We start from the raw sequence: 24446 nt of genomic DNA on the forward strand, positions 1-24446 counted from the left end.
ACGGCTGGATGGTGACTTCCCACCATCAACAAGGAACGTTTCCATGGCTATGCAGAGCAACCAGAAGCAGTCCCTCGCCGCACGTTGGGAAAGCTACCAGCCGTCCAAATCAACGCTTGTCTGGACATGCGTCGGCACCGCCGTCGCCACGATGATCGTCGGCTTCAGCTGGGGCGGCTGGGTCACCGGCGGCACTTCGCAGACACTTGCACAGACGGCCGGCGACGTGGCGCGCGGTCAGCTCGCCTCGACCATCTGCGTCGAGCGGTTCAATGCGGCACCCGACGCAGCGGCAAAGCTGGTCGAACTGAAGGCCAAGTCGGTCGGTTATGACAGGCAGAAGTTCGTCGAGACCGGCGGCTGGGCCACCATGCCGGGCGAAACCTCTCCCGACCGCCGCGCCTCCATCGGCTGCGCCACCGCGCTCGCAGCCTGATATCTGACGTATCTTCCTACGTCCGCGCCGGAGACACCGGCGCGGACAGTTCGCGCACTGCCAGTTGTCAAACTCAGCCTGATTTTCTTCCCGAAAGACTAGTGCCGCCGCCGCCAGGACATGTCCCGGCGGGTTCCTCGGCTTCAGCAGAATAGGATTTCGCCCATGATCAAGTTTTCAAGCAAGACCGGCACGCCGCCGAAGCTCGCAGATGCCGAAGAAAACCGGTTTGATTTCATCCGCAAGACGGCAGCCGCGCAACACAAGAAGTCTGACGATGACACCAGGCGGCGCGAACGGCACACTGCGGAAGACGACCAAACGAATGAATTGCGGGGCAGTTAGCCCGCTTGGTGGCGGGCAAATTTGACGTCGCCCGCCGAAGCCACGATCGTCACCTCGTCGCCCAGCGACCATTCCGCTGCCCGCGCGGCGAGATGCGCAGGAACGCCCCCAGAGCCGCCAGGGCCAGGCGGCACGTCGTAAGTGGCATGGCCGTCATGCGGCAGGATCACGCCATAGCCGAGCGCCATCGCTGTTCGCGCCGTCGCCGCAAGGCACATCTCCGACAGCATGCCACAGAAGGCGATGGTCTCGATGCCGGAGACCGACAGCAGGTCGTTCAAGCTGGTGCCATCGAAGGCATCGTCGAGTTCCTTGCGCACGACGTGCTCGCCGGGCCAGGGTGTGAAATGCAGTTGCCAGCCAGGCGTGTGTGGCTCGTCGACGGCGCCTGCCGGACCGTCGTTCTGGATGAAGATGACGGCCACGCCCGACGCCCGCGCATTCTCGAGCAACGTCGCCACCGCAGACAGAAGCCGCTTATGTCCCGGCACCGCGTCCGTGCTCGACACGAAAGCGCTCTGGACGTCGACAACGATCAGCGCTTGGGCGGTGGGAGCTTCGTCTACGTCAGTTTCTGGAATTGCCTGCACCGATCCCTCCTGCCGGAATGAACATGGGATATGGGGGGCGGCTCATGCGATGTCATCGAGCGCCTTGCGCTGGCGGTGCATTTCGAGGAACACCCGGTAATCACGGTCGAAACGTTGCTTCGCCGAGGGGGTGGGCCGGCGCGCGCGGCCTTCCTGGCGCATCGCCGTACAAGCCCCGGTGAGACTTGGATAGAGCCCGGCCGCGGCAGCTGCCGCCATCGCCGTTCCCAGCAGCACTGCATCCCCGCCCAGCGGCTCGACGACGGTGCAGCCGGTGGCGTCGGCATAGAGTTCCATCAGCAGCGGATTGCGGGTGTGGCCGCCGGTGACATGCAGCGTGTCGATGCCGTAGCCATTGGCATTGAGCGCGTCGAGCACATGGCGCAGGCCGAGCGCGATGGCGACCGCGGTACGCCAGTAGAGCCGACACAAGCTGTCGAAGGATGAATCGAGCGTCAGCCCGCTGATCACGCCGAGCGCATGCGGGTCGGCGAGCGGCGAGCGGTTGCCGTGGAAGTCGGGCAGCACATGAAGGCGACCGGCGAGGTCGAGGCCCTCGACGGCGCGCAGGTCCATGATGCGCTCGGTGATGCGCAGGTGCAGCGCAGCGTCGGGTTCGCCGCCGGCGCCGTGCCAGCGAATGACGTGGTCGAGCAGCGCACCCGTCGCCGACTGGCCGCCTTCGCTCAGCCACAGGCCGGGCAATGCAGCGCCGAAATACGGCCCCCAGACACCGGCAAAGGCGCGCGGCTCGGGCGACATCGCCATGACACAACTCGAGGTGCCGGCAATCAGCGCGAGATGGCGCTCGATACCGGACAGGCCGCCGATGACGCCTATGGCGCCGGCAAAGGCGTCGATCATGCCCGCACCGACGCGGCAGGCCGTGGTCAGGCCGAGCGCCGCGGCGGCGATAGGCGTGAGCGGACCGAGGTCGGCGCCGACCGGGCTGGCGCGCTCGGGCAGAGCGGCATGCTCGAAGATGTCGGCGAGGCCTACCGCCGCAAAGAAATCGTGACGCCAGGCCTCACGTTCGTGGGCCAGATAGGTCCATTTGGCGGTCAGCGTGCATTGCGAGCGGGCGAACGAGCCTGAGGCCTTGTGGCTGAGAAAATCGGCAAGGTCGAAAAGCTGCCCGGTTCGCGCCCAGCTCTGCGGCAAGTGACGCTTGACCCACATCAGCTTGGGCGTCGCCATCTCCGGCGACATCACCCCACCGGCATAACCGAGCACGTCATGGCGGGTCTCGGTGCATTCGTCGGCCTCGGCCAGTGCGCGATGATCGAGCCAGACGATGGTGTCCCAACGCTGCTCGCCATTGCTCGAAATACCAACCTGCTCGCCCGCCCTGCCCCGGAACACCGTCGAGCATGTCGCATCGAAGCTGATACCCACAATTTCAGCCGGGTCGACGCTGGCAGCCTTGCGGGCTCCGTGCACAGCGTCGCAGACAGCCGACCAGATCTGCTCGGAGTCATGCTCGCAATGGCCCGATGGCGAGCGGTTCATGACGATGGGATGTTCAGCGCGCCCGAGCAGCTTGCCTGCGGCATCGAAGATGCCGGCGCGCGCGCTGCCGGTACCGACATCGACCGCACATAGATAGGCCGCCATCAGAACGACGACGCCCCGAACGGCGCGACCGCGCGACAGCCAGAGCCTTCCGGCGGCGAGTTCAGATGAGGCAAGGACGTGGAGATCAACACCATGACGCGCAGTCTATATGCGCGCCATGGCCAATTCCAGCGGTCAGCGACGCCCCGGATTTGGTTCAGAGGCGATCGCCGAGATAGCGCGTCAATGTCTCCTGCGTGCCCAACTGCCAGAGCATGTCGAGGCTGTCGCCAAAGGCAGCCGCGAAGGCTGCGGATTTGCCGACATCGCCATAGATGTCCTCCATCGCAAGCCAGGTCGCAGGCGCATTCTTCGCCGCCTGCGCTGTTCGTTGCAGGCGGTCCCAACTCGGGTCATTGGGTTCGATGATGGCACCGGAATCGGTCACCCCGAAGCAATAGCGGCACCAGAGTGCCGATTCGAGCGCCAGCCCCGATATGCCAGCGCCCGCCTTCAGGCGATCCGATATGGTCGGGATGATGAATTTCGGCTGCCGGTTGGAACCGTCGAGACAGAGGCGGCGGACGGTGTCGCCGATCTTGGGATTGGAAAACCGGCGCTCGATGAGCTGGCAATACTCCTCCAGCACCACGCCGGGTACCGGCGGCACCGTGGGCATGATCTCCTCGCGCTCCAGCTTGGCCAGGAAGGCGCGCACCAGCGGATTTTCCATCGCCTCGTGGACGAAATGAATGTCCATCAACCCGGCGGGATAGGCGATCGTGGCGTGGCCGCCATTGAGGATGCGGATCTTCATCAGCTCGAACGGAGCGACGTCATGGACAAACTGGACGCCGACCTTTTCCAGCGCCGGACGGCCGTCAGTGAAATGGTCTTCCATCACCCATTGCTTGAACGGCTCGCAGAACACCGGCCAGCTGTCCTCGATGCCGAAGTCGCTGGCGAGAATGCCGCGCTCGCGATCGGTGGTGGCGGGCGTGATGCGGTCGACCATCGAGTTCGGAAAAGCGACGTTATCGCGGATCCAGTCGGCGAAGGTTTCGTCCGCGAGCCGCGCCAGGCCGATCACCGCATCGGCCGTGACCCGGCCATTGTGGGGAATGTTGTCGCAGGACATCACGGTGAATGGCACGACCCCGTCCTGGCGACGACGCCGGAGGCCGGCGAGGATGATGCCGAAGACGGTCCGGGGCGCCGCGACGTTCTGCGCGTCGGCGACGATATCGGGATGGGTCGGGTTGAAGATGCCCGACGCCGGATCGATGAAATAGCCGCCCTCGGTGATGGTCAGCGAGACGATGCGGATCGCCGGGTCGGCGAGACGTTCGATGACGGCCGCAGCATCGCCGGGGGTCAGGAAATCGACCATGACCGAGGTGACGCGGGCGCTCATATGGCCGCTGTCCTGCTCGACGACTGATGTCAGCCAGTCCTGCCCGGCGAGCTTCGCTTGTCCGGCCTTCTCGCCCTCGAACACGCCCGCGCCGACGATCGCCCAGTCATGTCCGAGGCCGGTGTTGAACAACTCGTCGAGATAGACCGCCTGGTGCGAGCGATGGAAGTTGCCGACGCCGAAATGGACGATACCGGCCTTCAGCGAGGCGCGGTCGTAAGTCGGGCGCGCGACCTTGGCAGGCAAATCCGGCAGTGTGGCGAGGGAGAGCTTCACGGTCATGGTTCGACGCTTTCCTGTTTAGGCGCCGACTTTCGCGACACCTTCTCCCCTTGCGGGAAAAGGTGGATCGGCGCGCAGTGCCGAGACGGATGAGGGTTGCTGGACGGAGCGTCACACTGGAACACCCCATCCGACCTCGCCCCACTCGGCCACCCTCTCCCCTGGGGAGAAGGACATTTCAACTCATCCAGTTGCCGCCATCGACATTGTAGGTCTGGGCGACGACATATTGGCTCTCGGCTCCGGCGAGGAAGATCGCCATGCCGACGAGGTCTTCGGCGGTGCCCATGCGGCCAAAGGGAACGGCCTCGCCGACGAGGCGCTTCTTCTCGCCGCGGGGCCGGTTCTCGTAACGGGCGAACAGCTCGTCGACATGCTCCCAATGCTCGCCGTCGACCACCCCGGGAGCGATGGCATTGACGTTGATGCCATGCTTGATCAGGTCGAGCCCGGCCGACTGGGTCAGGCTGATGACAGCCGCCTTGGTGGCGCAATAGACGGCGACGAGCGCTTCGCCACGACGCCCGGCCTGGCTCGCCATGTTGATGATCTTGCCGCCCTTACCCCGTGCGATCATCGAGCGGGCGGCGGCCTGCAAGGTGAACAAGGTGCCGGCGACGTTGACCGAAAACAGCCGGTCGTAACTCGCCCTGGAAATCTCGACGATCGGGCCGAGATCGAACAGCGCGGCATTGTTGACCAGTATGTCGAGCTCTCCGGTCTTCTGCTCGACGACCTTGATCGCCGCTTCGATCGAGCTCTGGTTGGTGACGTCGAGGCTGACGGCATAGGCCGACGGACCGATCTCGGCCGCCGTCTTCATCGCAGCGTCGAGATTGATGTCGCCGATGGCGACCGTAGCCCCTTCGCGGATGTAGGCCTCGGCGAACACACGGCCGATGCCGCGCGCAGCACCGGTGATCAGCGCCGACTTGCCTTGGAGACGACCGCTCACATGGCCCTCCCGTCGGCGCCGAAGCGGTGGATCTTGTTCGGGCTCGGCGTGAGATAGACGGTCTCGCCATGGCGCACGCCAAGCTCGCCGTCGGCGCGCACGGTGAGCGTGCCGACATCGCCGGCCTGGACATGCAGGAAGGTGTCGGAACCGAGATGTTCGGCGACGCCGACGGTCGCCTTCCACTCACCTGATGTGGTCGAGATGCCCAAGTGCTCGGGTCGCACGCCGATCGTCGTCGCGCCATGCTTGGCGGCGGCCGCGCCGTTGATCAGGTTCATCTTGGGCGAGCCGATGAAGCCGGCGACGAACAGGTTCTTCGGCGTCTTGTAGAGTTCCATCGGCGAGCCGACCTGCTCGATGTTGCCTGCGTTCAGCACCACGATCTTGTCGGCCATGGTCATCGCCTCGACCTGGTCGTGGGTGACGTAGATCATCGTCGTCTTGAGCTGGTGGTGCAGTTCGCTGATCTCCAGCCGCATGGTGCCACGCAGCGCGGCGTCGAGGTTGGACAACGGCTCGTCGAACAGGAAGGCAGAGGGCTGACGGACGATGGCGCGGCCGATGGCGACACGCTGGCGCTGGCCGCCCGAGAGCTGGCCGGGCCGGCGCTCGAGATAATTGGTCAGGTTCAGCACACGCGCCGCATCCTTGACCTTCTTGTCGATGACGGCGGCGTCCTCACCCGCCATCTTCAGCGGGAAGGCGATGTTCTTGTAGACGGTCATATGCGGATAGAGCGCGTAGGACTGGAACACCATCGCAAGCCGGCGCTTGGCCGGCGCCTCGCCGGTGACGTCGCGGCCATCGATGCTGATCGTGCCGGCGGAGGTGTCCTCCAGGCCGGCGATCAGCCGGAGCAAGGTCGACTTGCCGCAACCGGAAGGGCCGACGAAGACGACGAACTCGCCATCCTCGATCTGGAGATCGATCTCCGGGATGATTGTCGTTGCGCCGAAGGACTTCGACACTTTCTTGAGGGTGATGTTTCCCATGGTTTCCTCCCGCGGGGTCGACTACTTCACGGCGCCGAAAGTCAGGCCGCGGACGAGCTGGCGCTGGGAGAACCAGCCCATTATCAGGATCGGTGCGATGGCCAGCGTCGATGCCGCCGACAGCTTCGCCCAGAACAGCCCCTGCGGACTGGAGAACGAGGCGATGAAGGCAGTCAGCGGTGCGGCGTTGGTGGTGGTCAGGCGGATCGTCCAGAACGCCTCGTTCCACGCCAGGATGATGTTGAGCAGCATGGTCGAGGCGATGCCGGGCACCGCCATCGGCGTCAGCACATGGACGATCTCGCCCCATAAGGTGGCGCCGTCCATGCGTGCTGCTTCCAGGATCTCGCCGGGAATTTCGCGGAAGTAGGTGTAGAGCATCCAGACCACAATCGGCAGGTTGATCAGCATCAGCATGACGGTCAGGCCGATGCGGGTGTCGAGCAGGTTGGCGTCGCGGAAGAGCAGGTAGATCGGCACCAGCACGGCGACCGCCGGCATCATCTTGGTGGAGAGCATCCACATCAGAATGTCCTTGGTCCGCTTGGTCGGCGAGAACGCCATCGACCAGGCAGCCGGAATGGCGATCAGCAGCGCCAGGATGGTCGAGCCGACGGCAATGATCACCGAGTTGAGGAAGAACTTGAAATAGTTGCTCTGCGCCTGGACCTCGGCATAGCTCTCCAGCGTGCCCGACGGGACCAGGCTGAAGCCGGCGATCGCCTCCGTCTCGGACTTGAAGCTGGTGATGATGGTGTAGAGGATCGGAAAGAAGATCAGCAGGGCGACCACCCAGGCTGCCACGGTGAAGCCGATCTTGCGTCGTGTCGAGACTGCGCGTGCCATCGTCTCCTCCTCACTTGTCCAGGTTCTTGCCAACGGCGCGCATCAGGAAGAAGGCGACGATGTTGGCAAGGATGACCGCGATGATGCCGCCAGCCGAAGCGCCGCCGACGTCGTAGCCGAGCAATGCCGTGCGGTAGATCAGGAACGGCAGATTGGTGGAGGCGTAGCCCGGGCCGCCATTGGTGGTGACGAGGATCTCGGCATAGACGCCGAGCAGGAAGATGGTCTGGATCAGGATGACCACGGTTACGGCGCGCGAAATGTGCGGGATCGTCAGATAGATGAAACGGCTGACGAAGCCGGCGCCGTCCATCTCGGCGGCTTCCTTCTGCTCGCCGTCGAGCGACTGCAGCGCCGTCAAAAGGATCAGCGTCGCGAATGGCAGCCACTGCCAGGCGACGATGATGATGATCGAAAACAGTGGGTACTGCGCAAACCAGTCGACAGGCTGGGCGCCGAAGAACTTGGCGATGTCGGCGAACACGCCATAGCCCGGATGCATGATCATGTTCTTCCACACCAGTGCGGCCACCGGCGGCATGACGAAGAAAGGCGAGATCACGAGGATGCGGACGATGCCCTGGCCGAACATCGGCTGGTCGAGCAAAAGCGCCAGCGCGATGCCGCCAACGACGGTGATCAACAACACCCCGACCACCAGCACCAGCGTGTTCCAGATCGATTGGAAGAAGGCCGGATCGGTGTAGAAGAACTTGTAGTTGAACAGGCCGGCAAAGCTGACATTGGCCGGATTGAGGAGATTATAGTTCTGGAACGAGAACCACAGGGTCATTGCCAGCGGCACGATCATCCAGATGAAAAGGAGGATCACCGAAGGCGCCATCATCAGGCGCGCTAGCGAACTGGTCTGTCGAGTAGCCATGGCGATCACCCCGGTTCGGACAGATGATGTTTCAGGTCACCGAAAGGGGCCGTCCGGACTGGGAGACCGGACGGCCAGGCAGGGAGGATCTGCCTATTTGATGTAACCGGCGCGGGTCATCTCACGGACCGCTGCGGTCTGTGCACCGGCAAGCGCGTCATCGACGCTCGACTGGCCGGCGAGTGCCGCCGAGAACAACTGGCCGACCGTCGTGCCCAGCCCCTGGAACTCGGGAATGGCGACGAACTGGACGCCGACATAAGGCACCGGCTTGACGGTGGGCTTGGTCGGATCGGCCGAGTTGATCGAGTCGAGCGTCATCTTGGCGAAGGGCGCGGCCTTCTGGTACTCGGGGTTGTTGTAGAGCGAGGTGCGCGTGCCGGGCGGAACGTTGGCCCAACCTTCCTTCGAGGCGACGAGGTCGAGATAGCCCTTGCCGGTCGCCCATGAGACGAACTTCTGCGCCGCCTCGGCCTTTTGCGTGCCGGCCGGAATGCCGAGCGACCATGCCCACAGCCAGTTGCCGCGCTTGCCGAGACCGGTGTCGGGAGCAAGCGCATAGCCGACCTTGTCGGCGACCGTCGAATCCTTCGGATTGGAGACGAAGGAGGCAGCGACGGTGGCATCGATCCACATGCCGCACTTGCCCTGCTGGAACAGCGCCAGGTTCTCGTTGAAGCCGTTGGAGGAGGCACCGGACGGGCCGGCGTCCTTCATCAGGTCGACATAGAACTGCAGTGTTTTCTTCCATTCGGGCTGGTCGAACTGCGGCTGCCATTTCTCATCGAACCAGCGCGCGCCGAACGAGTTGGACATGGCGGTCAGGAAGGCCATGTTCTCGCCCCAGCCAGCCTTGCCGCGCAGGCAGATGCCGTTGATGTCGGCGGCGCGGTCGGTCATCTTGCGCGCCGCGTCGGCGATGAAATCCCAGGTCGGCGCGTCGGGCATGGTCAGCCCTGCCTTCTCCATCAGATCCTTGCGGTACATGACGAACGAGCTCTCGCCATAGAAGGGCGCGGCGTAGAGCTTGCCATCAGCCGAAAGGCCACCGGCGATGGCCGGGATGATGTCTGCGGCGTCGTAGTCGGCACCAAGGTTGTCGAGCGGCAAGAGCCACTGCTGCTTGGCCCAGATCGGAACCTCGTAGGTGCCGATGGTCATCACATCATACTGGCCGCCCTTGGTGGCGATGTCGGTGGTGACGCGCTCGCGCAGCACGTTCTCTTCGAGCGTGACCCATTCGAGCTGGATGTCGGGATTTTTGGCGGTGAAGTCGTCCGTCAGCTTCTGCATGCGGACCATGTCGCCATTGTTGACAGTGGCGATGGTGATGGTCTCGGCATGAGCGGCAAACGCAAGCGCGCTCGCTCCGCACAGGCCCAGGAAGAGCGTGTTCAGTTTCATCGAATTCCTCCCAAAAGCCAAAGTGAGCATTTGCCTTGGCTGTGGGCAATTATTCATCTGATGTGATTTATGTCAAGCGGGAATCTGGACATGACAGTGCAACCGCTAGTCCGGCGGGCGACGCGCAGGAAAGAATGCCGGGAAATGGCGTAAGACGGCGCACTGAAGCGCGGCACCGGGCAATTCGGAAAAGGACGGTGCTAGCCGGCGAGCAGTGCCGCCGCGGTGCGCTCGTCGGTGATCAGTCCGTTGACGAGGCGGCGGGTGACGGCGGCGAGGATGCCGGGCAGCTTGCGCTCGCCCATGGCCAGCGCCACCACCAGCGAGCGCTCGCGCGACGGCAGCGGTGCCGAGGCGACGCGGTCATTGGTGATGCCTTCGATCAGCTTGCCGTCGCGGTCGAAGGCCCAGCCGACGATCTCGCCGACGGCGCCGGCCTTCTGCAGCGCCTTGAGCTCGGCCTCGGTGATGAAGCCGTCTTCATAGAGCGGCGCCTGTGGGCCCATGTCGCCGACGCCGACGAAGGTGACGTCGGCCTGGGCGGCAAGCGCCAGCGTCGGCTGGATAAGTGGCTGGCCATGCAGCATGCGACGCTCGTCGGAAGACGAGGCGATCGCCGGCAAAGGCATGGGAAAGCTGCGCGCCTTGATGGTGTCGGCCATGGTGAAGATGACGTTGTAGAAGGCGGCCGAACCGTCCGGCGAGATATTGCCAGTCAAAGACACCACCTTGTGCTGCGGACACTCCATCGGCGGCAGTTGCTCGATCGCAGCCTTCAGCGTGCGGCCGGTGCCGATCGCCATCACGATCGGCTCGGGCGAACGCAGCCACTTCTCTATCTCGGCGGCCGCGGCCTGCGCGATGCCGATGGTCGTCGACGACGAATCCGGATCGCTTGGCGTGACCTCGACGAGGTCGAGCGCGAATCGCGAGCGAAGCTTGGCGGCAAGATCGAGGCAGTTGGCGATCGGATGGTCGACCCGAACCTTGATCAGGCCTTCCGACATGGCGAGCGACACCAGCCGTTGCGCGGTCTGGCGCGAGACGCCGAGCTTGGTTGCGATCTGGTCCTGGGTGTTGCCGGCGACATAATAGAGCCAGCCGGCGCGGGCTGCCTCGTCGAGCCTTGGGTTTTCGCTCCGGGAACTCATGCGTCACGCCTCTTCATCTGACGAGGCAGTTTCGCAGGGTTTTCGGGAATGCGCAATTGCCCTGAATTCGCGCATTTGCTCGGCATCAATTCTGGACAGAACGCGGCAGCCACGGCCACGCCCAGTCGGCGCGGGTCAGTCGGCGCTGGCCGGCGCGGAGGTGTCGACGACCTCGAAGTCATGGGTGATGACGGCGGACTTGGCGAGCATCGCCGAAGCCGAGCAGTATTTCTCGATCGACAGGTTGACCGCGCGCTCGACCTTGGCCGGCGCAAGGCCACGACCCTTGACGACGAAATGCATGTGGATGCGGGTGAACACTTTGGGGTCGGTGTCGGCGCGGTCGGCATCGAGCTCGACGGAGCAGTCCTCGATCGCCTCGCGGCCCTTTTCCAGGATGTGGACGACGTCATAGGCCGAGCAGCCGCCGGCGCCGATCAGCATCAGCTCCATCGGGCTCGGACCAGGCGTCTCACCACCCGGTTCCTTGGAGGTCCCGAGCACGATCTTGTGCCCGCTGCCCGACTGACCGACGAAGGTGCGATCCTCAACCCATTTGATGCGTGCCTTCATGACGGCGATCCTTCCCTGCAAAAACGTTCCGCGACTGCGGTCAACGTTCATAGCCGGATGCCGGCCGGAGCGTCGAGTACTTGGCCATGAGTGGGGGGCCTTTTGAGCCGGAAAAATCGTCGCGGACGACGATCCGAAACTTGTCCTGCCGAGCGACCGTGTGTTCGAGAGGCTGCGTCGCGTGCAGCCGAAAGTTGAGACGAAAGCCCTGTCGAGTGCCCGTGGAATCCGGCGTTGACCGAGGCAGATCGAAGCCCGCGCCGCGCCACAATTCGACGCATGCAAACTAAATCTTCGATCACGACATTCTGTGCGGAACTTTGCCTGTTCAGGGAAGTTGAGAGGAAGGCAAAAGGTCGAAGTGGTGTTACACTCCCACCGTCTTCGGCATTGTGAGGGTGCCATGCAAACACGTGAAAACGACGTCTTCAATCTCTTCTCGGAAATCTACAGCAGTCAGACGACCGAGGAGATGAGCCTCCAGCAATATCTTCTCGCCTGCCGCGACCAGCCTTCCATGTACGCCACGGCAGCCGAAAGAATGGTCGACGCGATCGGCGCGCCGACGTTGATCGACACCAGTGCCGACCCGCGCATGGGCCGCATCTTCGCGAACCGAACAATCAAGGTTTATCCGGCGTTTGCCGAGTTCTACGGCATGGAAGACACGATCGAGCGCATCGTCGGCTACTTCCGCTATGCCGCCCAAGGGCTCGAGGAGCGCAAGCAGATCCTCTATCTGCTCGGCCCGGTCGGCGGCGGCAAGTCGTCGCTCGCGGAGCGGCTGAAGAAGCTGATGGAGGAGCGGCCGATCTACACGCTCAAGGTCAACGGCCAGCTCAGCCCGATATTCGAATCACCTCTCGGCCTGTTCCATCCCGAACGCATGGCCGGCCTTCTCGAGGACAAATACGGCATTGCCCGACGCCGGCTGACCGGCCTGATTTCGCCATGGGCCGCCAAGCGGCTCGAAGAAATCGGCGGCGACGTCTCCAAGTTCTCCGTCGTCAAGCTGATGCCGTCCAGGCTGCGGCAGATCTGCATCGCCAAGACCGAGCCCGGCGACGAGAACAACCAGGACGTGTCGGCGCTTGTCGGCAAGGTCGACATCCGCAAGCTCGAGAATTTCAGCCAGGCCGATCCCGACGCCTACTCCTACAGCGGCGGCCTCAACCGGACGACGCAAGGGCTTCTCGAATTCGTCGAGATGTTCAAGGCGCCGATCAAGGTTCTGCATCCGCTCCTGACCGCGACCCAGGAAGGCAACTACAACGGCACCGAAAGCTTCGGCGCCTTCCCCTACCAGGGCATCGTGCTGGCGCACTCCAACGAGTCCGAATGGCTGCAATTCAAGAGCAACAGGAACAACGAGGCCTTCCTCGACCGCATCCTGGTGGTCAAGGTGCCCTATTGCCTGCGCGTCACCGAAGAGCGCCAGATCTACGAAAAGCTGCTGCGCGAGAGCGAACTGGTGAGCAATCCATGCGCACCCGAAGTGCTCGACATTTTGAGCCGCTTCACCGTTTCGACACGGCTCGCCGAACATGAGAACTCGCCGCTCTATACCAAGATGCGTGTCTATGACGGCGAGAACCTGAAGGACGTCGATCCCAAGGCGAAGTCGATGCAGGAGTATCGCGACGCCGCCGGCGTCGACGAAGGCATGAACGGCGTCAGCACGCGCTTTGCCTTCAAGGTGCTGTCGGAGACGTTCAACTACGACACCAAGGAGATCGCCGCCGACCCGGTGCATCTGATGTACGTGCTCGAACAGGCGATCAAGCGCGAGCAGTTCCCGGGCGAGATTGAGTCCTCTTACCTGGATTTCATCAAGTCGGAGATCGCGACACGTTATGCCGAGTTCATCGGCCACGAGATCCAGAAGGCTTATCTCGAATCCTACAGCGAATACGGCCAGAACCTGTTCGACCGCTATATCGCCTATGCCGATGCCTGGATCGAGGACCAGGACTACAAGGACCCCGACACCGGCCAGATCCTCAACCGCGGTATCCTCGATTCCGAGCTGTCGCAGATCGAGAAGCCGGCCGGCATCGCCAACCCCAAGGACTTCCGCAACGAGGTGGTGAAGTTCACGCTGAGGGCACGGGCCAAGAACAATGGTCGCAACCCGTCCTGGACGAGCTACGAGAAGCTGCGCGAGGTGATCGAAAAGCGGATGTTCGGCCAGGTCGAGGACCTTCTGCCGGTGATCAGCTTCGGCGCCAAGCGCGACAGCACCACCGAGAAGCAGCATGCTGAATTCGTCGAACGCATGACCGAACGCGGCTACACGCAGCGCCAGGTGCGGCGCCTCGTCGATTGGTACATGCGGGTCAACAAGGCAGGCTGACCGGGAGCGAGCGGGGACCGAAATGCCGAACTTTATCGATCGGCGCCTCAATCCCAAGGACAAGAGCCTTGGCAACAGGCAGCGTTTTCTGAGGCGCGCCCGGGACGAGTTGAAACGGGCGATCAACGAGCGGGTCAGGTCCGGAAAGATCGACGCGGTGGGGGAAGACCAGGTCATCCCGATCCCGCGCAAGGGGATCGGGGAGCCGACCTTTCAACGCGCACCACATTCGGGCCGCCGGGAGGAGGTCCTTCCCGGCAACAAGACGTTTGGCACCGGCGACCGCATCCCGCGCCCGGCCGCCGGCGGCGGCAAGGGGTCGGACCCATCGTCCTCGGGCGACGGCGAGGACGATTTCAATTTCGTGCTGTCGCGTGAGGAAGTGCTCGACCTGTTCTTCGAGGACCTCGAACTGCCCGACTTGGTCAAGCTCAACCTCAAGGAAGTGGTGACATTCCGGCCGCGCCGGGCAGGTTTCACGATGAGCGGCAACCCGACGAGCATCAGTGTCGGGCGCACCATGTTCAACAGCTTCGGCCGGCGCATCGCGCTGCGGCGGCCGCGGCAGGCCGAGATCGACGCGGTCGCGGCGGAGCTCGCCAAGCTGGAGGGTGAGAGGCGGCCAAGCGCCGCCATTCTGCAACGCATCGCGGCCTTGCGCGAGGAGCTTGCAACACTCGCGCGGCGGCGAAAGCTGATCCCCTACATCGACCCCATCGACATCCGCTTCAACCGGTTCGAGCCGCAGCCGGTGCCCAATGCCAATGCCGTCATGTTCTGCCTGATGGATGTCTCCGGCTCGATGGGCGAGCGCGAGAAGGACCTCGCCAAGCGCTTCTTTGTCTTGCTGCACCTGTTTCTCAAGCGGCGTTACGCCAAGACCGACATCGTCTTCATCCGCCACACCCATGAGGCATCGGAGGTCGACGAGGACACCTTTTTCTACAGCACCCAGAGCGGCGGCACCGTCGTTTCCACCGCCCTCGACGAGATGCTGCGCGTCATCCGTGAGCGCTATCCGGCCAAGGAGTGGAACATCTACGCCGCCCAGGCATCCGACGGCGACAACATCCCCAACGATTCAGAAAAGTGCGTGTCGATGCTCGACAGCACGCTGATGCGGCTCTGCCAATACTACGCCTATGTCGAGATCATCGACGAGCGCGAAAGCGAGATGTTCCGCCACGCCGACAACGGCACGTCATTGTGGAATGCCTACCGCGAAGTCAGCGCCGAATGGCCGAACTTCGAGATGACACGCATTGCCAAGCCGTCCGACATCTATCCCGTCTTTCACGAGTTGTTCGCCAAGGCGCCAGCCCCGGCCAAACGCGGATGAGGATGCAAGTTGGAAAAACGTTCGAAACAGTTGCCGCTGCTGTTCACCAGTTCCGACTGGAACTTTGACGACCTGTCGCGCGCCTATGACGCGATCCGCGAGATCGCGGTCAACGAGCTTCGCCTCGACTTCTACCCCAACCAGATCGAGGTGATCTCGTCCGAGCAGATGCTGGACGCCTATTCTTCGATCGGCATGCCGCTGATGTACCAGCACTGGTCCTTCGGCAAACATTTCGTCCACGAGTCCAACCTTTATCGCAAGGGTCGGATGGGACTCGCCTATGAGTTGGTGATCAACTCCAATCCCTGCATCACCTATCTCATGGAAGAAAACACCATGGCGCTGCAGACGCTGGTCATTGCGCATGCGTCGTTCGGCCATAATCACTTCTTCAAGAACAATTACCTGTTCCAGCAATGGACCGACGCTGGCGCAATCCTCCCTTATATGGAGTTTGCCAAGAGCTTCATCGCGCGTTGCGAGGAACGCTACAGCCCGGCTGCCGTCGAGGCCGTGCTGGATGCAGCGCACGCGCTGATGCCGCAGGCAGTGTTCCGCTACCGCCGCCGTCCGCGCCTGTCGGTCGAGCGCGAGCGGGCACGCATTCGAGAGCGGCTGGAGCACGAAGAGCGCACCTTCAGCGACCTGTGGCGCACCCTGCCGCAAGCGGCCGAGGCAGAAGCCCCGCGCGAGGTCCAGACCGACATGTCGGAACGGCAGTCGGCGATCGAGTATCCCGAGGAGAACCTGCTCTACTTCCTGGAGAAAAACAGCCCGGTGCTCAAGCCCTGGCAACGCGAGATCCTGCGCATCGTCCGGGTCATCGCGCAGTATTTCTACCCGCAGCGGCAAACCAAGGTGATGAACGAGGGCTGCGCCACCTTTGTCCACTACACAATCATGAACAGCCTCTATGACAAGGGCCAGATCAGCGAAGGCACCATGCTGGAGGTGCTGCAGAACCATTCCAACGTCGTGTTCCAACCGCATTTCGACGACCCGCGCTATGGTGGGCTCAATCCCTATACACTGGGCTTCAACATGATGCGCGACATCCAGCGCATCTGCACCGAACCGACGGCGGAAGACCGCGACTGGTTCCCCGACTTCGCCGGCAATGGCGACTGGTGCGGCACACTGCTCGACGCCTGGGCGACACACCGCGACGAATCCTTCATCCGGCAGTTCCTGAGCCCGGCGCTGATCCGCGACATGCGGCTGTTTTCGCTGCAGGAAGAATCATCGGACCCCTATTACGAGGTGATGGCGATCCACGACGAGCGCGGTTACGAACGCGTGCGTTCGAGCCTCGCCAACAGCTACGATGTCGGCATGACCCAGCCCGACATCCAGGCAGTGGATGCCGACCTCAAGGGCGACCGCAAGCTGCGCATCAAGCACACCGTGCACAATGGCGCGACGCTGGTCGAGGAAACGCGCAACGAGACGATACGCTACATCCAGCGGCTCTGGGGCCATGAGGTCAGCCTTGTCGGTGTCGATGCCCAGACCGACAAGGTACTCTACGAGGTCTCGTCCAAGGAACTGGGCGAGAAGGCCTGAGCCTATCCTACGCCAGTGCCGCCTTCATCCTGCGCACGACGCCTGTGTCGGTGTGCTTTGGCCGGAGCGCGACAAAGCCGAGTTCCAGCGCCTTGTCGGCGGGTGCGTCTGATGCCACCGAGCAGGACGAGTGGATTTCGCGCAGCGGTAGCCGCGCCTTGATCGCGCCGACAGTGTCGAGATTGACGCCGGATCCCGGCATGATGACGATGCGGCCTTGCGCATGGTCGAAGCACCTAGCCAGCGCGTCGAGCCCCTTCAATGCCGTGGTTTCGCCGCCCGAGGTCAGGATGCGCTCGAAACCGAGAGCGACGGCGAGCTCGACCGCCTCGCTGAAGTCAGGCCCGGCAAGGTCGAAGGCGCGATGCAGCGTCATGCCGAGCCCCTTGGCCTGGCCGGCCAGGCGCGCAAGTAACTCGTGGTCCAGCGAACCGTCCGGCCTGTTGGCGCCGAGCACGACACCCGCCAGCCCGGCGGCACGCACCGCGTCGATGTCGGCCAGCAGGGTAACAACATCCGCATCGTCAAAGACGAAGGCACCGGGGCGGGTGCGGATCATTGCATAGACCGGGATCGGCGCCTGGGCGGCAAGCGCCATCAGGCCGGGCGACGGCGTGAGGCCGCCGGTTTCGAGCGCCGCGCACAATTCGATGCGGTCGGCACCGCCTTCAATCGCCGCAGCCAGGCTTTGCGGGCTGTCGACGCAGACTTCGAGACGGATTTTCTCAGACATTGGCGAGCTCCTGGAAACCGACGGCTGCGGCGCCGATGAGGCCCGGTTCGGTGGTCAAGGCGGCCTTGACCACCAGCGGGCCTTGCGCACGCCGCAGCGTGCGGCTGCGCACCTGGTTGTCGAGCGCCTCGATCAGCTCGGGCACGTTGGACAGGCCGCCACCAACGGGAACGATGGACGAGCCGATGATGTTCATGGTCAGCGCCAGCGGAACGCCGACGAGCTCGAGATAGATGCCCATGGTGCGGCGCGCCTTCGGCTCCCCTTCGCGCCAGCGGTCGATGACCTCGGTGCTCGACAGCGCGTCACCGCACAGGAAATGATGCAGCTTCTCGACCCCGCGCGCCCCGCCGATGGTGTCGACGCAGCCGACCTGGCCGCAGCCGCAGGTGAAATGCGGGATGTCGACCGGCGGCGTGCCGACCCTTGTGGCAAGCGCCTGGCCGTGGCCCCATTCGCCGGCGTAACCGCCAGCACCGGTGACCAAGCGCCCGTCGATGACCAGGCCACCGCCGACGCCGGTTCCAAGGATGATGCCGAAGACATTGCGATGGCCGCGCCCTGCCCCTTCAGTCGCTTCCGCCATGGCAAAACAGTCAGCATCGTTGGCGATCCACACCGGCAGGCCGATCTCAGCCTCGAGATCGGCGGCGATGATGCGGCCGTCGACGCAAGGGATGTTGGCGCATTTCAGGCTGCCGGAGGCCGGGTCCACGACGCCGGCGATCGAAATGGCGACGCCCCGTGTTGTGCCGCGATCCAGCGCCACGCGTTCGGCAATAACGGCGGCGAAGGCCGCAAAGTCGTCGAGCGGTGTCTTCACCCGATCGATGATCTCGATTTCGCCGGCCGAGCGCGCCCGGGCGCTTTTTATCGTTGAACCGCCAATGTCGAAGCAGGTAAGCATGAAATCAGTTCCCGGATGGATGAATGCTGCGGGACGTCTGGCCACGGCGCCCGAAAATCAAGACCAAAACTCGCAAAGGCACTTATGGACAGTTCGCGCAAACGACGCACCTCGCCGACCATCGCCGATGTCGCCGAGCTGGCCGGCGTGTCGCGCGCGATCGCCTCGCGGGCGCTGTCGAGCGAAAGCCGTCCCGTCTCCGCCGACAAGCGCGCGCGTGTGCTTGAAGCAGCAGACAAGCTCGGCTTCAAGCCCAATCTTCTGGCCCGCAGCCTGACCACCAAGACGGTCAACCTGATTGCCGTCATCGTCAACCACATCCACGACTTCTCCGACCTCGACCTGTTCGACCTGCTGATCAGCGACATCCAGTCGATCGGCAAGCAGGTGATCTTCCTACGCGTCGGCTCGGTCGAGCGCATCGAGGAGTTCCTGCGCAACGGCGTTGCCTATCATGTCGATGCCGCACTGGTGTTTTCCGACTTCGCCGACGCCGAAAGCGTACGCAAGATGTTCCGCAGCGACGACGTTCTGATGCTCAACGGCATGCATGACGGCTCGTCGCCTTCAGTCGTGCCCGATGAAGCGACCGGCATTGCCGGAGCTGTCGCCGACGCCGCCAGCAAGGGCGTTGCCACCGCAGCGCTTGTGACCGGCCGCGTGTCCTCACCGGTCGAGCAGCAGCGCATCGCCAACTACAAGGCCGAGATGGCCAAGCGCGGCATAAGGCTGGTTGCCGAACTGCGCGGTGATTACTCCTACCAGAGCGGCCGCCACGTCGCGCTGTCGCCTGAATGGCCAACGACCGACGCGGTGTTCTGCACCTCGGATGCGATGGCCATGGGCATCATGGACGTCCACCGCGATGCCTTTCCCGGCAACAGGCCAGAGCGCTTCCGCCTCTATGGCTTCGACAATCTGTCGCTGACCGATTTCGAGGCCTACCCGATCTCGTCGATCGGTTATGACAAGAAGACCTATGTCGGCGAAATCCTGCGCTTCCTGGCGACGCCGGAGCAGTTTGGCAACGGCCACGCCGAGGTGACGGTGCCGACCTTCTTCGTGGCAAGGGCAACGTCCTGAATGCAAAACGGGCAGGCTTCCCGCCTGCCCGCTGCCTCAGCCCTGTCTTACCAGAGCGGGGTCAGTGCCGGCGGGTTGGCTGTTTCGCCCCACCACTTCTTGTAGTTGGTCTCATAAGCGCCGCTCTGGATATAGAGCGCATCCTGTTTAATCTGGGTCATAGCCGGCTGCCTTGAAGTAGTTGGCGCATTCTGCGGGGGTGAAGAGTTCGATGACCGATCCGACCGCGTCCCACAGTGCCGCGATCGTTCTCTCGGCCTTTGCGCGCAGCAGAGCCTTGAGCTTCGAGAATGCGTTCTCGATGGGGTTGAAGTCGGGACTGTAGGGCGGCAGGTAGAGCAGTCTCGCGCCGGCAGCCTCGATCGCATCGCCAATGCCGGCAGCCTTGTGAGCGGGCAGATTGTCCATGATGACGACATCGCCGGGCTTGAGCGTCGGGACCAGTACTTGCTCGACATAGGCGAGGAACACGTTGCCGTTCATGGCGCCGTCGTAGACGAAGGGCGCGGTCATGCCTGTCAGCCGCAGCGCTCCGGTGAAGGTGGTGGTCTTCCAGTGGCCATGCGGCACACCGGCACGGCAACGCTCGCCGCGTGGCGCTCTTCCGCGCAGGCGGGCCATCTTGGTCGATAGTCCGGTTTCATCAATGAACACCAACTGCGCCGGCTCGAGGTCGAGTTGGCCGTCGAACCAGGCACGGCGGCGCATCAGGATGTCGGGGCGGTCCTGCTCCAATGCGTGCGCGGACTTTTTTTATACGTCCAGCCGCGCCGGCCAAGCCAGGCGCTCAGCGCGCTGCGGCTGATCCGCACCGACTGTTCCCCCTCCAGGCGAGCCACCATCTCGTTGAGCGTGATGTCCTTGTGCTCCTCGATCATCCCGACGATGAAGCCTTCATGCGCGTCGAGACTGGAAGCGCGGCGGCGGCCCTGCGGCCGCGGCGCCAGTTCGCCGATCTTCGCCCGCGCAATCCAGCGGATCGCACTCGATACGCCCACCCCGAACCGCGCCGCCGCCTTGCGCGCCGACATGCCTTCGTCTGAAGCCTTCAAGACCCGCAACCGAAGATCTCCGCTCAGTGCCTTCCCCATACTCCACCTCCATCGAGATAGATGTTGAATCAGCACCGAACGCGCCCGTCACTTCACAATCGATTCATCGATTGCGGGACGTGCTCTAGTCGGAGACGAACATGTCGATCCAGCGGACGAAGCCCTCGTCGCCCTTGGCGACAGCGATGCCGATCGGGTCGTTGGAGTGCAGGCCCGGTAGCGTCACCAGGTTCTCGTTCTTGGTGGCGAGATAGTCGAGCAGCGAGGAGTCCTCGATGGCCGCGTCGACGCGCTTCTGCTGCAGCAGCAGCACGCCTTCCGGCGAGAAGTTGTCGGTGTAAACGAGCTCGGCCTCAGGCGCTGCCTTCTTGATGAAGGTCTCGCCGGTCGAGCCGCGGCCGACGACGATCTTCTTACCGGCGAGGCCTTCCAGCGAGGTGATGCCGGCGTCCTTCTGGACGATGATGCGCAGGCCGGCGCGGTTGTAAGGGATCGAGAAATCCACCGATTTGGCGCGCTCGAGCGTCGCCGAGGTGTTGGCAACCGCGATGTCGATCTGGCCCGACACCAGCATCGAGATGCGGGCATCGCCCGACACGTCGACGAATTCGACCGGCACGCCGAGCTTCTCGGCGAGCTGGGTGGCAACGTCGACGTCATAGCCGACCGGGTTGTTCTGGGCGTCGCGGAAGCCGATCGGCTCGCCGCCAAGCGACACGCCGATGCGCACGGTGCCGCGCTCGCGGATCTCGTCGATCTTGCCGGCCTGGGCAGCACCGGTGGCCAAAAGGCCCACGGCCAGGGCCATGCCGGCGATTTTCGTGATCAGGTTCTTCATATTCCCTCTCCCTCGGGTTGTTAGGATGTGAACGGTTCGGCGAAGCGATGTTCCGGTTCGGGCAAATCGGTGTCCCAGAACCAGTATTTGATCTGCTCTTCGCAATTCAGGCTGACGACCTTGTGGTTGCCCTTGGCGTCGAGCGCGTGGATGACGACGCCGGCCAAGAAGCCGTCCTTCAGCTCGCGCAGCTCGTCGATGGCAAGGGCTATGGCCTGCTCCAGCGAATGACCGAGGCGCATGGCGAGCACGATGGTGCGCGCGGTGCCGCAGCGCATGGTCATCTCGCCGGTATGGGTGCAAGCGGCGGCGCCGAAACGGCTGTCGGCGTAGAAGCCGGCGCCTGGGATCGGCGAGTCGCCGAGACGGCCGGGATATTTCCACGCCCAGCCCGACGTCGAGGTCACGACATTGAGCCCGCCAAGGCTGTCCTTGGACAGGAATACTGTGGTGTCGCGTACCCGTTCGGGGTCGGTGATGGTGCGGCTGAGCGGCGCGAGCGCGATGTCGGGGAACTTCGCCAGCTCCTCCGGCGACAGTTCCTTTTCGAGCCGCTGCCACCAGACACGCTTGCTGTCTTCGTAGAGCGTTTCGTCGACGCCGAAGCCGATCTCGGTGGCGAAGCGGCGGGCGCCGTCGCCGGTCAGCATGACGTGCGGCAGCCTCTTCATCACCTCATGGGCGAGCGCTGCCACCGGGATGGTGTCGGGCACCGCACCGACCGAGCCCACTTCGCGCGTCGTGCCGTCCATGACGCCGGCGTCGAACTCCATGCGGCCGAGCATGTTCGGCCAGCCGCCGAAGCCGACCGACCGGACCTTGACCTCGCGCTCGACCTCGCTGATGCCGGCAACCATGGCATCGATGCCGTGGCGGCCAGCCTTCAGAAGTTCGACGCTCTTGGAGAAGCCGGGCCAGGCCTCGGAATTGGCAAGCAGGATCATTTCAGTCTTTACGCATCTTGGAGAGGAACTGGGCCACGCGCGGCAGGGCCATGCCCGTGGCGGAGAAGAAATCTTCGGTCGGCAGGTCGGCGATGAGCTGGCCCTTGTCGAGGAAAGCAATGCGCGACGAAATGGAGCGCGCAAACTCGATCTCGTGGGTGACGAAGACCATCGTCGTGCCGCCCTTGGCGAGATTGGCCAGGATCGACAGCACCTCCGACGTCATCTCGGGGTCGAGCGCGCTGGTGACCTCGTCGAGCAGAAGATAGCTCGGCTTCATCGCCAGCGCCCGGCAGATGCCGACGCGCTGACGCTGGCCGCCTGACAGTTGGGAAGGATAGGCGTCGGCACGCTCGGAAAGCCCGACTGAATTCAACAGCTCGCGCGCCTCTGCCTCGGCCTGCTTGCGCGGCACCTTCAGCACCTCGACCGGGGCAAGTGCCACGTTCTGCACCGCAGTCATGTGCGGATAAAGATTGAACAGCTGGAACACGGTACCCGAACGCTTGCGCGCCTCGGCAAGCTCGCGCGGCTTGGAGACGTCAAAATTGTCGACAGTGATCTTGCCGGCGTCGATCTTCTCCAGGCCGTTGATGCAGCGGATCAGCGTCGACTTGCCCGAGCCGGACGAGCCGAGCACCGAGACGACCTCGCCTTGGCGGATCTCGAGGTCGATGCCGTTGAGGACAGTGGCGGCGCCGAAGGATTTGCGCAGGCCGGTGATGCTGATCATTTACAGACCCTTCCAGGCGGTATGGGCGCGAAGCCGCTTCTCGAAGCGCGCGCCGGCATAGGTCACCAGCTTGGCGGTGAGGTAATAGAGCAGGCCTACGGCGGTCCAGACGATGAACGGCTTCAGCGTGCGCAGGTTGAGAATGTTGCCGACCTTGGTCAGATCCATCACGCCGATGACCGAGATCAGCGAGGTGACTTGCAACTGGTTGACCAGAAGGCCGGTCAGCGGCCCGATGGCGAAGGCTGTCGCCTGCGGCGCGATCACCCGGCGCAGGATCTGCCAACGCGTCAGGCCGAAGACCCGCGCGGCCTCGATCTGGTCGCGACCGACCGACTCGATGGCCGAAACGGCGATGACGTAGATGAAGGCGGCACTGTTGCCCGAGAGCGTGATGACGGCGGCTTCGGTCGGCGTGACGTTGATCTTGAGGAACGCCGGCAGGCCAAAGAACACCAGGAACAGTTGCACCAGGACAGGCGAATTCTTGAGCAGCTCGGCGACGAAGGTGACGAGCTGCATCAGCACCGGCACGCGGTAGAAGCGGACCACCGCCCATGCGGTGCCGATGACGAGGCCGATCAGCGTGGTCGAGACGAACAAGGCCAGCGAAACGCCAAGACCCTGCAGCAGCAGAATGATGTCGAACGGCGTGAAATCCCCGTAGCGCATCAGACGGCTCCCTCTTCCTGGTGACGGTTGAGGTAGCGGTGCAGCATGCCGATCAGGATCGAAACGGCATAGGTCAGCGCGGCGTAGGCGACGAGCAGGACAAAATAGACCTCGAACGGACGGAAGGTGTTCGATGCGACGATCTTGGCGGAGCCGGTCAGTTCGTTGAGCGTGATCGTCGACAGGATCGACGAGGTCAGGATCAGGTTGATGAAGACCGAGCCCAAAGGTCTCACCGAGGCGCGCAGGGCAATCGGCAGAATGATCTTGCGGAAGATTGTGATCTTCCTCAGACCGCTGACCTGCGCTGCCTCGATGACGCCCGGGTCGATTGCCAGGATGCCCGAGCGAATGACGTCAGAGGTGAAGGCGCCGCCGGCGATCGACAGCGCGACGACGCCGGTGGTGAAGGCGTCGATGTAGATGCCGATCTCGGGCAGGCCGAAATAGAAGAAGAACAGCTGCACGATGAACGGGATGTTGCGGAAAATGTCGATATAGACGGCAGCCACCCGGTTGAGCAGCGGCGACGCCGAGGTGCGCATCGCGCCAACGACAAGACCCAGCGCCAGCGAGCCGACGACGGCAAGCGTGCAGGCCTGCAACGTCAGCCACGCCCCTTCCAACAGGAAGGGGATATGCTTGGCAAGGATCGACAGGTCGAACTTCAAGCGGCATGTTCCCCAAAAGTGAAACCGGTTTCACTCTGCAAAACGGCTGAAGCGATGTCAACGCCTCGACAGGCTGAGTTGCAGTTTTTTCATCGGGGAACGTCCCGCCGAGAGCCTCGGTTCGCCG

General features: G+C 63.5%; 24 protein-coding genes. 6 read left to right on the forward strand and 18 right to left on the reverse strand.

Going from position 1 to position 24446, the window contains the following annotated elements:
• Positions 1–43: 43 nt before the first annotated feature.
• A complete protein-coding gene (locus N7E70_RS01005; protein ID WP_115729565.1) occupies positions 44–436 on the forward strand; it encodes a hypothetical protein in 393 nt (130 codons plus the stop codon).
• A gap of 165 nt (positions 437–601) precedes the next feature.
• Positions 602–781 carry a hypothetical protein gene (locus N7E70_RS01010; protein ID WP_263005218.1) on the forward strand — a complete coding sequence of 60 codons (180 nt, stop codon included), beginning with the start codon at positions 602–604 and terminating at the stop codon, positions 779–781.
• On the opposite strand, the gene N7E70_RS01015 is transcribed toward N7E70_RS01010, so the two are convergent.
• From N7E70_RS01015 to N7E70_RS01060, 10 genes are all read right to left on the reverse strand, one after another.
• Positions 778–1371, reverse strand: coding sequence for an isochorismatase family protein (locus N7E70_RS01015; RefSeq protein ID WP_263005219.1), 594 nt, complete (start codon positions 1369–1371; stop codon positions 778–780). The two genes, N7E70_RS01010 and N7E70_RS01015, sit on opposite strands and share 4 nt — an antisense overlap.
• Positions 1372–1413: 42 nt before the next feature.
• Positions 1414–2985 carry an FGGY-family carbohydrate kinase gene (locus N7E70_RS01020; RefSeq protein WP_442866484.1) on the reverse strand — a complete coding sequence of 524 codons (1572 nt, stop codon included), beginning with the start codon at positions 2983–2985 and terminating at the stop codon, positions 1414–1416.
• A gap of 157 nt (positions 2986–3142) precedes the next feature.
• Positions 3143–4621 (reverse strand): mannitol dehydrogenase family protein, encoded by a 1479-nt coding sequence (locus tag N7E70_RS01025; protein WP_263005220.1) that lies wholly within the window; start codon positions 4619–4621, stop codon positions 3143–3145.
• A 178-nt stretch (positions 4622–4799) separates the two neighbouring features.
• On the reverse strand, positions 4800–5576 hold the full coding sequence (locus tag N7E70_RS01030) for an L-iditol 2-dehydrogenase (protein WP_263005221.1): 777 nt from the start codon (positions 5574–5576) through the stop codon (positions 4800–4802).
• The gene (locus N7E70_RS01035; RefSeq protein ID WP_263005222.1) at positions 5573–6571 is read right to left on the reverse strand and encodes an ABC transporter ATP-binding protein; all 999 of its coding nucleotides are present in this window, start codon (positions 6569–6571) and stop codon (positions 5573–5575) included. Before N7E70_RS01035 ends, N7E70_RS01030 begins: the two co-directional genes overlap by 4 nt.
• A 21-nt stretch (positions 6572–6592) precedes the next feature.
• Positions 6593–7417, reverse strand: a complete 825-nt coding sequence (locus tag N7E70_RS01040; protein ID WP_263005223.1) for a carbohydrate ABC transporter permease — start codon at positions 7415–7417, stop codon at positions 6593–6595.
• Positions 7418–7427: 10 nt separating this feature from the next.
• A complete protein-coding gene (locus N7E70_RS01045; protein ID WP_067965772.1) occupies positions 7428–8300 on the reverse strand; it encodes a carbohydrate ABC transporter permease in 873 nt (290 codons plus the stop codon).
• A 93-nt stretch (positions 8301–8393) separates the two neighbouring features.
• Complete coding sequence (locus N7E70_RS01050; RefSeq protein ID WP_154384584.1) at positions 8394–9704, reverse strand: ABC transporter substrate-binding protein; 1311 nt, start codon at positions 9702–9704, stop codon at positions 8394–8396.
• A gap of 200 nt (positions 9705–9904) precedes the next feature.
• Positions 9905–10855, reverse strand: coding sequence for a sugar-binding transcriptional regulator (locus N7E70_RS01055; protein WP_067954795.1), 951 nt, complete (start codon positions 10853–10855; stop codon positions 9905–9907).
• Between the two features lie 135 nt (positions 10856–10990).
• A complete protein-coding gene (locus N7E70_RS01060; RefSeq protein ID WP_067965774.1) occupies positions 10991–11428 on the reverse strand; it encodes an OsmC family protein in 438 nt (145 codons plus the stop codon).
• A gap of 403 nt (positions 11429–11831) precedes the next feature.
• On the opposite strand from N7E70_RS01060, the gene N7E70_RS01065 reads away from it, so the two are divergent.
• From N7E70_RS01065 to N7E70_RS01075, 3 genes are read left to right on the forward strand one after another with little or no spacing between them, the layout of a single operon-like run.
• Positions 11832–13781 carry a PrkA family serine protein kinase gene (locus N7E70_RS01065; RefSeq protein ID WP_067954797.1) on the forward strand — a complete coding sequence of 650 codons (1950 nt, stop codon included), beginning with the start codon at positions 11832–11834 and terminating at the stop codon, positions 13779–13781.
• 22 nt (positions 13782–13803) lie between these two features.
• Positions 13804–15120 carry a YeaH/YhbH family protein gene (locus N7E70_RS01070; RefSeq protein WP_067954800.1) on the forward strand — a complete coding sequence of 439 codons (1317 nt, stop codon included), beginning with the start codon at positions 13804–13806 and terminating at the stop codon, positions 15118–15120.
• A gap of 9 nt (positions 15121–15129) precedes the next feature.
• Complete coding sequence (locus N7E70_RS01075) at positions 15130–16686, forward strand: SpoVR family protein (RefSeq protein ID WP_067954801.1); 1557 nt, start codon at positions 15130–15132, stop codon at positions 16684–16686.
• Positions 16687–16693: 7 nt separating this feature from the next.
• Here the strand turns inward: N7E70_RS01075 and N7E70_RS01080 are convergent, their stop codons facing one another.
• On the reverse strand, positions 16694–17419 hold the full coding sequence (locus tag N7E70_RS01080; protein ID WP_067954803.1) for a copper homeostasis protein CutC: 726 nt from the start codon (positions 17417–17419) through the stop codon (positions 16694–16696).
• Positions 17412–18326 (reverse strand): ROK family protein, encoded by a 915-nt coding sequence (locus N7E70_RS01085; RefSeq protein WP_067954805.1) that lies wholly within the window; start codon positions 18324–18326, stop codon positions 17412–17414. The genes N7E70_RS01080 and N7E70_RS01085 overlap by 8 nt, the downstream gene beginning before the upstream one ends.
• An 84-nt stretch (positions 18327–18410) precedes the next feature.
• On the opposite strand from N7E70_RS01085, the gene N7E70_RS01090 reads away from it, so the two are divergent.
• Positions 18411–19409 carry a LacI family DNA-binding transcriptional regulator gene (locus tag N7E70_RS01090; protein ID WP_067954807.1) on the forward strand — a complete coding sequence of 333 codons (999 nt, stop codon included), beginning with the start codon at positions 18411–18413 and terminating at the stop codon, positions 19407–19409.
• A 147-nt stretch (positions 19410–19556) separates the two neighbouring features.
• Here the strand turns inward: N7E70_RS01090 and N7E70_RS01095 are convergent.
• From N7E70_RS01095 to N7E70_RS01120, 6 genes are all read right to left on the reverse strand, one after another.
• Positions 19557–20500, reverse strand: a protein-coding gene (locus tag N7E70_RS01095) for an IS630 family transposase (protein WP_263005224.1) whose coding sequence is annotated in 2 segments (ribosomal slippage) — positions 19557–20164 and positions 20164–20500 — 945 coding nt in all. Because the reading frame shifts where the segments join, the coding sequence is not laid out codon by codon here.
• A gap of 85 nt (positions 20501–20585) precedes the next feature.
• Positions 20586–21299: a transporter substrate-binding domain-containing protein gene (locus N7E70_RS01100; RefSeq protein ID WP_263005225.1), complete on the reverse strand. Its 714-nt coding sequence runs from the start codon at positions 21297–21299 to the stop codon at positions 20586–20588.
• 20 nt (positions 21300–21319) lie between these two features.
• The gene (locus N7E70_RS01105; protein WP_067954815.1) at positions 21320–22243 is read right to left on the reverse strand and encodes an isoaspartyl peptidase/L-asparaginase; all 924 of its coding nucleotides are present in this window, start codon (positions 22241–22243) and stop codon (positions 21320–21322) included.
• A gap of 1 nt (position 22244) precedes the next feature.
• A complete protein-coding gene (locus N7E70_RS01110; RefSeq protein WP_067954817.1) occupies positions 22245–22976 on the reverse strand; it encodes an amino acid ABC transporter ATP-binding protein in 732 nt (243 codons plus the stop codon).
• On the reverse strand, positions 22977–23648 hold the full coding sequence (locus N7E70_RS01115) for an amino acid ABC transporter permease (RefSeq protein ID WP_067954820.1): 672 nt from the start codon (positions 23646–23648) through the stop codon (positions 22977–22979). It lies immediately after the preceding gene.
• On the reverse strand, positions 23648–24319 hold the full coding sequence (locus N7E70_RS01120) for an amino acid ABC transporter permease (protein WP_067954822.1): 672 nt from the start codon (positions 24317–24319) through the stop codon (positions 23648–23650). The genes N7E70_RS01115 and N7E70_RS01120 overlap by 1 nt, the downstream gene beginning before the upstream one ends.
• Between the last annotated feature and the right edge of the window lie 127 nt (positions 24320–24446).

Origin of the sequence: Aminobacter sp. NyZ550 (assembly GCF_025628925.2) — a bacterium.
Lineage (GTDB): Bacteria > Pseudomonadota > Alphaproteobacteria > Rhizobiales > Rhizobiaceae > Aminobacter > Aminobacter ciceronei.

What these genes read in the sequence shown, in the direction of transcription:
- N7E70_RS01085 (WP_067954805.1), bottom strand. Translation starts at nt 18,326, where the DNA reads ATGCTTACCTGCTTCGACATTGGCGGTTCAACGATAAAAAGCGCCCGG.
- N7E70_RS01080 (WP_067954803.1), bottom strand. Translation starts at nt 17,419, where the DNA reads ATGTCTGAGAAAATCCGTCTCGAAGTCTGCGTCGACAGCCCGCAAAGC.
- N7E70_RS01040 (WP_263005223.1), bottom strand. Translation starts at nt 7,417, where the DNA reads ATGGCACGCGCAGTCTCGACACGACGCAAGATCGGCTTCACCGTGGCA.
- N7E70_RS01060 (WP_067965774.1), bottom strand. Translation starts at nt 11,428, where the DNA reads ATGAAGGCACGCATCAAATGGGTTGAGGATCGCACCTTCGTCGGTCAG.
- N7E70_RS01105 (WP_067954815.1), bottom strand. Translation starts at nt 22,243, where the DNA reads ATGATCCTGCTTGCCAATTCCGAGGCCTGGCCCGGCTTCTCCAAGAGC.
- N7E70_RS01010 (WP_263005218.1), top strand. Translation starts at nt 602, where the DNA reads ATGATCAAGTTTTCAAGCAAGACCGGCACGCCGCCGAAGCTCGCAGAT.
- N7E70_RS01020 (WP_442866484.1), bottom strand. Translation starts at nt 2,985, where the DNA reads ATGGCGGCCTATCTATGTGCGGTCGATGTCGGTACCGGCAGCGCGCGC.
- N7E70_RS01100 (WP_263005225.1), bottom strand. Translation starts at nt 21,299, where the DNA reads ATGAAGAACCTGATCACGAAAATCGCCGGCATGGCCCTGGCCGTGGGC.
- N7E70_RS01110 (WP_067954817.1), bottom strand. Translation starts at nt 22,976, where the DNA reads ATGATCAGCATCACCGGCCTGCGCAAATCCTTCGGCGCCGCCACTGTC.
- N7E70_RS01070 (WP_067954800.1), top strand. Translation starts at nt 13,804, where the DNA reads ATGCCGAACTTTATCGATCGGCGCCTCAATCCCAAGGACAAGAGCCTT.
- N7E70_RS01090 (WP_067954807.1), top strand. Translation starts at nt 18,411, where the DNA reads ATGGACAGTTCGCGCAAACGACGCACCTCGCCGACCATCGCCGATGTC.
- N7E70_RS01055 (WP_067954795.1), bottom strand. Translation starts at nt 10,855, where the DNA reads ATGAGTTCCCGGAGCGAAAACCCAAGGCTCGACGAGGCAGCCCGCGCC.
- N7E70_RS01025 (WP_263005220.1), bottom strand. Translation starts at nt 4,621, where the DNA reads ATGACCGTGAAGCTCTCCCTCGCCACACTGCCGGATTTGCCTGCCAAG.
- N7E70_RS01065 (WP_067954797.1), top strand. Translation starts at nt 11,832, where the DNA reads ATGCAAACACGTGAAAACGACGTCTTCAATCTCTTCTCGGAAATCTAC.
- N7E70_RS01115 (WP_067954820.1), bottom strand. Translation starts at nt 23,648, where the DNA reads ATGCGCTACGGGGATTTCACGCCGTTCGACATCATTCTGCTGCTGCAG.
- N7E70_RS01005 (WP_115729565.1), top strand. Translation starts at nt 44, where the DNA reads ATGGCTATGCAGAGCAACCAGAAGCAGTCCCTCGCCGCACGTTGGGAA.
- N7E70_RS01035 (WP_263005222.1), bottom strand. Translation starts at nt 6,571, where the DNA reads ATGGGAAACATCACCCTCAAGAAAGTGTCGAAGTCCTTCGGCGCAACG.
- N7E70_RS01050 (WP_154384584.1), bottom strand. Translation starts at nt 9,704, where the DNA reads ATGAAACTGAACACGCTCTTCCTGGGCCTGTGCGGAGCGAGCGCGCTT.
- N7E70_RS01045 (WP_067965772.1), bottom strand. Translation starts at nt 8,300, where the DNA reads ATGGCTACTCGACAGACCAGTTCGCTAGCGCGCCTGATGATGGCGCCT.